Raw genomic sequence first — 6133 nt, 5'->3', positions numbered from 1 at the left:
AGCTACCTCGCCGGCGTCCACCTCCGCGCCGCAATGATCTGGATCGACGACCTCCTGAAGACCGCCGACTGATCACGACATCACACAGGCCCTAGCATGCCCGGCCTGGGCATCATCCTCGGCGCCGAGTTCCTGGCCGCCACCGGCGGCGACATGACCGCCTTCGGAACCCCCGACCGCCTCGCCGGCTTCGGAGGTGTCGCACCGGTCCCGCGCGACTCGGGCAAGATCAGCGGAAACTTGCGGCGCCCGCAGCGATACAGCCGACGGCTCCAGCGTGTCTTCTACACCTCCGCGCTGTTCAGCATCCGAAGGTGCGAGGAATCCCGCCGGTTCTACGATCGCAAACGAGCCGAGGGCAAGCGTCACACCCAAGCAGTCCTCGCCCTGGCCCGCCGCCGAGTCAACGTTCTCTGGGCCCTCCTGCGCGATGGACGGGCCTACGAGCTCACGCCGCCGGCGGCCCTCGCGGCTTGACAGACGGCATTAGGAATCGGTGTAGGAAATCCTCCACGGGCCTTTCCAGTGATTGGCCCCGGGGTCCAGTTCCATCACGACCGGTTCGCTTCCGTCTGACGGGACGACACCCCGCTTGCGGCGGGCGTGGGTCCATCCCGGGATCCACTCCGAGACGACGCCGTTGAGAGTGCGGCCCGTCTCGGCGTCCTGCCAGACGACCCAGCTGCCGGGGACGTAGGCGCCGTTGGCGGGCTTGGGAACGGTCACCTTCTCGCGGTCGCGGCGCCAGGCCTCGCGGACCTTGGCGGGGGAGATACGGGCGGCGGGGGCGCGGCCGGCCTTCTTGCGGCGCGGGATGCGGTTCTGGGCGTCCGCGACGATGTCGGCGACGCTGGCGGACAGGTCGGCGCTGAGAGCCGCTCTGACGGCTATGTGATCGGTTCCGCTGACGGATACCGTGACAGTCCATTCCCCCTGGTTGCGATCTCTTGCCTTCGTGTCAGTACACGACCTGCACGTCTATCACTCGGTGACAGTAATGACGCCCCGGATCTCTCACCCCAAGACAGTGACCCCACACACCGAAACAGCCACCGACCAGCACCAACACACAAACCCCCACTGTCTCTCACACCGCTGTCGCGAAACCGAGAGAGAGTAATTGCCAATTCCTGTGGATGTCGTCGCGTGACTTGATGACTCGGGAGGCGGATGCCCGTCCCGTTCTGGTGTTGGTGGTCGGCGGATCGGTCGGGCGTGTCAAGGTGTCGTCATGTTGATCGCGATGGCGGGGCTGCCCGGTGCGGGGAAGAGTTCGGTCGCCGAGGCATTGGGGCACAAGCTGACTGCTCCGGTTGTGTCTGTGGACCCGATCGAGGCGGCGATGTGGCGCGCGGGGGTGGCCCGTGACCAGCCCACGGGCCTGGCGGCGTATGTCGTGGCCGAGGCCGTGGCCGATGGTGTGCTCGGCATGGGCCAAACCGTGATCGTCGATGCGGTCAATGCTGTGGAGGCGGCGCGGGGACAGTGGCGAACGCTGACGGGTCGTCATGGCGTGCCGGTGGTGTTCATCGAGGTGGTGTGTTCGGATCCGGTGGTGCACCGCCGCCGGTTGGAGAACCGGCACCGGGGGATCGAGGGCTTCGTTGAGCCGACGTGGGAGGTGGTGGAACGTCTGCGGGAGGAGTTCGCCTCGTGGGCCGACCACCGGTTGGTGCTGGATACGATGACCGACCTGTCGCCGAACGTTGCGACGGCCCTTGGGTTCCTCTCCGCGACAGCCTGAGCAAGATCAGTAGTCAAGATCTCTGGAGCGTGGGGTAGCTCAGGCTGCGTGGGCTTCGGGGCGTTCGACGAGGTGGCCGCGTTCGAAGCGGGCTCCGGCGCGGACGAGGGTCACGAGATGGGGTGCGTTGACCGCCCTCCAGCGCGTCTGTGCGGACTCGACGAGCTTGAAGACCATGGCAAGCGCGGCAGCCGCACTGCCGGCGCCCTTGGTGACCTTGGTCCTCGGGCGGACCGTCGCGAAGGTCGATTCGATGGGATTCGTCGTGCGCAGGTGAACCCAGTGCTCGGCCGGAAAGTCGTAGAAGGCCAGTAGTTCGTCGACGTCGCCGGTGATCTTCTTGACGGCCTTGGGCCACTTCACGCCGTAGGTTTTCTCGAATGCGGTGACGGCTTTGACCGCGTGCTCGCGGTCCTCGGCGTTGTAGATGTCCTGTAGCGCCTTTCGCGCGCTGGACTGGGCCGACGTCGGGATCGCGTGGAGCACATTGGCCGTTTTGTGAACCCAGCACCGCTGATGGCGGGCCTCGGGGAACACCTCTGCCAGGGCCTTCCAGAAGCCGAGTGCTCCGTCGCCGACCGCGAGGGCCGGAGCGCGCATCCCGCGCCGTGCGCAATCACGCAGCAGATCGGCCCAGGACTCGGCGGGCTCGCGGTGGCCGTCGGCCATCGCGATCAGCTCCTTGGTGCCGTCCGCGCGCACGCCCATGATGACCAGCACGCAGGACTTCGCCTCGGCCAGGCGGATCCGCAGGTGGATGCCGTCGGCCCACACGTAGACGTAGTCCGTGGCCGACAGGTCGCGCTCGCCGAATGCCTTGTGATCGGCCTGCCACTGCGTCGTCAGCCGGGTGATAGTGGCGGGCGAGAGGCCGGCGGAGGAGCCGAGGAACTGCTCCAGAGCAGGCACGAAGTCACCCGATGACAGGCCGTGCAGGTAGAGCAGGGGCAGCACCTCGCTGATCTTCGGGGACTTGCGGGCCCAGGGCGGCAGGATCGCCGAGGAGAACCGCTTGCGCTCCCCGGTCGTCTCGTCGACGCGCTTGTCATTGACCCGCGGGGCTTTGACCTCGATCGCCCCGGCCGCGGTGATGACCCTTCTGGGCTGGTGGTAGCCATTGCGCACGACCAGACGCCGCCCGGACTCGTCCCGCTGACCAGCCAACTCGGCTATGTAGGTGTTGACTTCGGCTTCCAGGGCAGCGGCCAGCATCCGCCGGGCGCCCTCGCGGACGATCTCGTCAATCAGGGAACCATCTGGAGTCGTTCCGTCTTCGTTGACTACCGTGAGCACGGGCGTGCCTTCCCGACCGACGCGCCAACGTCGGCCTACTCGATGACCACCGCAGGATCATTCGGGAAGGTACGCCCTTCGCGCGCCAACCGAGGTTGATCCACAGATCTTGAGCATTGCTCCCGGCAGGTACGGCTCGATGAACTTCCACTGGGCATTGGTGAGTTGCCTGCGTGTCACGACCACAGTCCTACCGGATTCCAACCTGCGAACAGGACAGAACCCAGGAACTGATCACGACATCACACAGGCCCTAGTGGAAGGAGCTGCCGCTCGCCCTCGACGTCCTGGCCCAGGTCCCCACCCGCCGTGAGGCCGTACGCGAGGAATACCTGCGCCGAGTCATCCCGCAGTTCACCGGCCACAGCATCGGCGAGGTCCAGTGGTCCACCGCCCACGGCGATTTCCACTGGGCCAACCTCGCTGGGCCGGATCTGCTGGTCCTCGACTGGGAGGATTGGGGCACCGCCCCCGTCGGCTTCGACGCCGCCACCCTTTACATCTACGCCCTCCAAGCACCCAAGACCGCCGCCCGCGTCCGCCGCTCGCTCGCCCACATCCTCGACGACCCAGCCGCACGAGTCGCCGAACTCCTCGTGTGCGCCCAAGTCCTGCAGGCAGCCGACCGGACTTCCTTCTACGCCACCCTCGCCGAGCCGGTCCGGTGCCACCTCCAGACGCTCGCAAGCAGGTCGGCATGAGCCTTCCCGGCCCTACGGTTTGCCCGGGAACGGCGAGAGGAGAAGGTAAGTGCAGGGCGAGGGCAGCGAGGACATCGACGTTGAGGTCCACGGCAGTGCGACGGTGGTACGCCCGCACGGTGAGATGGACATCAGCCGAGCCGAGGACTTCCGCCAGGTACTCTTTGCGGCCCTGTCCGGTGAAGGGCTCCCTCACGACGTCGTGGTCGACCTGCAGCACCTGTCCTTGTGCGACTTCTCGGGCCTCAACGCCCTCCTGGCCGCGCGCGCCGTCGCCGCCGAAAGCAGCCGGAACCTCTACCTCGCCGCGCCCCGGGAGCAGTTCACGCGCCTGTTGAAGATCACGGGTGCCGGGGATCTGTTCACCATCGAGCCGGTCCCGCCGTTCTGACGGCCCGGACCGCGTGGCGGCGGCCCCGTACTGCTGCTCCTTCGCGCCGTCGTGTCCGGGCGCCAGAGGTCCGGGCCTACGGGCCACTCGATCAGCAGGGCGTCGCCAGGTGACCTCGTCGGGGTCCAAGCGCGGTCCGGCGCGGGCAGCCGTCTTCCCTGATCCGGTCGAGGACACGATCGTGCCCCATGCTTCCTCGATGGGCACAGGTGACCTGGCAGGGAATCCTTTTGGAGCGTGTCGCCGGCTCTCTGACGCGGGAGTTGCTGACCGAGCGGCTTGGTGGCGAAACCGAAGTCTGGTGGGCTGGCGGCATCGTGAGCCTGGTGTTCCGGCTGTCGCCGGTTGAGTGCGCCGGATGACCGGGTAGGTGTGCCGGGCTGCTGCCGTCGGGTCCGTGCCCGGGGGGCGGCGGTATGAGCGCCGGTGCCGGGGGTTTGCCGGACGGCCCCTGTTCCGGCCGGGGAGGGGGGCCGGAGGCGGGGGTGTCCGGGTGCCGTAGGGATCCTGGCGGCAGCCCGTCGTGCGGGCGGGCCTACCGCATGACGCCAGGGAGGGGAAGGGCGGCATGCGGCGGGGCCTGCTCCCGGAGCGCCCCATCCGTGGCGGCGGCTTCCGTTATCACGCGTCTAACCCGGCCTTCCTCCTCCAAACGCCGTCCCCTCCAAGCTTTCTGAGAACACGTCAAGATCTGCATGGCTGTCGTGGTCGCGCGATGCGCGCCGCTCCCCTTATGTCCGGCGCGAAGGGGTCCCCGGATGCCGGACTGGCCGGCCCGCTCCGCGGGGTCCTCTGATCGCCTGCGTGTCCCTCTGTCTCCTCTGGTGCGGGCTACCGAGCTCTGCCGTACCTGGGAGCGGGCCCGTCTGTGCTTGTGGTTGCGGGAGGTGTGGGGCGGGTCGTGGGTGTGCATTGCGGGTGGATCGGGTGGGATGGGGCAAGGCGAGGAGCCCACCTGCCGCGTCGGTGGCCTCCTCCCCCCGGGGTGCTGTCGGCCGGGCATCGGCCGCCGTCACACGTCGCCGTCACGCAGCCGGCCGACAGTACTCGTTTACCCGTCCGCTGGCGTCCGGCCCCCCGCAGGAACTTCAGGAGATCGCCGGGTCCGAGGGCTCGGCCGAGGATCTCGCCGTGGCAGCGGACCCGGCGGCCGTTTTCGGCGTCCGGCGGACCTCATGCAGGAAGCGCTCGGGCTGGTGGTCACGTATTCGAATGATGGTCTGAGGTGACTCGTTGTGCATTGGAGGGTGCAGGGGCGCGTGTGGCGCGATGCGTTGCATGCCGGCGGTAGCGAACCGCGCGGAAGACTCGGGCTCCCGCAGCCAGTGTGATGGCAGCGACCAGGCTTCCGAGGAACTCGGGCACCGCGGCGGTGAGTAGGCTCATCGGAGGCCCCACTCGGTTTTGTACGCCGCTGAGGCTGCGGTCCGTTCGGCGTGTAGCTTCCCTAGCCGCTTGAGTTTGCGTCGTACTCGTTCGCCGAGAGCCATTGAATCGGCTTCGGCTTCGGCAACGGCTGCGGCTGCCTCCGTCCAGGTGGCTACTTCCGGTCGCGCCCAGGCCAAGGCGACCTTCCGCTCCTCCGGTGAGAGAGCGTTGAGGACGGCACGCAATCGGGCGTCTGTCTCGGCTCCAAGTGCCACCTCTTGGGGGGATGGACTTCCGATGATCAGGTCGTACAGCGTGATCCCGTCTCCGAGGGGAGTATCCAAGAGCAGTACTCGCGAGCCTCCGGTCCTCCGTCGCCAGAGCGGTGTCAGTTGTCGGTGAAGCACCAGCGCCTCTGTGCGCAGGTCGGCGACTGCTGACGTGTAGGGGAGGCCATCAGGAGTATCGAGCGCGAGTGCCCAGTCCCCCAGGAGGGCCGTCGACACAGCCTCCCGCCACTGGCCGCCCTGCCGCAGAACCAGATGGCGTCCCACGGAGTGGTGTAACAGATCTTGGCTGGGAAGTGCGCCGCTTGTGTGCCCTCGCGTGCATCGACTGCTGGTGAATGCTCCCTGA

Annotated in this window: 5 protein-coding genes and 1 pseudogene; 4 read left to right on the top strand and 2 right to left on the bottom strand. The window is 67.7% G+C overall.

The features are described from left to right. Positions 1 to 93: 93 nt before the first annotated feature. A pseudogene (locus ACGFYQ_RS41990) lies at positions 94 to 477 on the top strand (transposase); the annotation flags it as partial. 9 nt (positions 478 to 486) lie between these two features. Here the strand turns inward: ACGFYQ_RS41990 and ACGFYQ_RS41985 are convergent. Continuing rightward, positions 487 to 726, bottom strand: a complete 240-nt coding sequence (locus ACGFYQ_RS41985) for a hypothetical protein (RefSeq protein ID WP_393752619.1) — start codon at positions 724 to 726, stop codon at positions 487 to 489. Between the two features lie 505 nt (positions 727 to 1231). Between ACGFYQ_RS41985 and ACGFYQ_RS41980 the strand changes: the two genes are divergently transcribed. Further along, on the top strand, positions 1232 to 1744 hold the full coding sequence (locus tag ACGFYQ_RS41980) for an AAA family ATPase (RefSeq protein WP_393752617.1): 513 nt from the start codon (positions 1232 to 1234) through the stop codon (positions 1742 to 1744). A gap of 39 nt (positions 1745 to 1783) precedes the next feature. Here the strand turns inward: ACGFYQ_RS41980 and ACGFYQ_RS41975 are convergent, their stop codons facing one another. Beyond that, a complete protein-coding gene (locus ACGFYQ_RS41975; protein ID WP_393752615.1) occupies positions 1784 to 3037 on the bottom strand; it encodes an IS256 family transposase in 1254 nt (417 codons plus the stop codon). Between the two features lie 266 nt (positions 3038 to 3303). On the opposite strand from ACGFYQ_RS41975, the gene ACGFYQ_RS41970 reads away from it, so the two are divergent. Then, positions 3304 to 3738, top strand: coding sequence for a phosphotransferase (locus tag ACGFYQ_RS41970; protein WP_393752621.1), 435 nt, complete (start codon positions 3304 to 3306; stop codon positions 3736 to 3738). 49 nt (positions 3739 to 3787) lie between these two features. Continuing rightward, positions 3788 to 4129 carry an STAS domain-containing protein gene (locus ACGFYQ_RS41965; RefSeq protein WP_393752613.1) on the top strand — a complete coding sequence of 114 codons (342 nt, stop codon included), beginning with the start codon at positions 3788 to 3790 and terminating at the stop codon, positions 4127 to 4129. The last annotated feature ends 2004 nt before the right edge of the window (positions 4130 to 6133 follow it).

The sequence above is a fragment of the Streptomyces sp. NPDC048258 genome (assembly GCF_043201995.1).
Lineage (GTDB): Bacteria > Actinomycetota > Actinomycetes > Streptomycetales > Streptomycetaceae > Streptomyces.
This window is presented reverse-complemented; position numbering and strand designations above follow the sequence as displayed.

Coding starts and splice junctions, on each gene's coding strand:
- ACGFYQ_RS41980 (WP_393752617.1), top strand. CDS start 1,232: ATGTTGATCGCGATGGCGGGGCTGCCCGGTGCGGGGAAGAGTTCGGTC.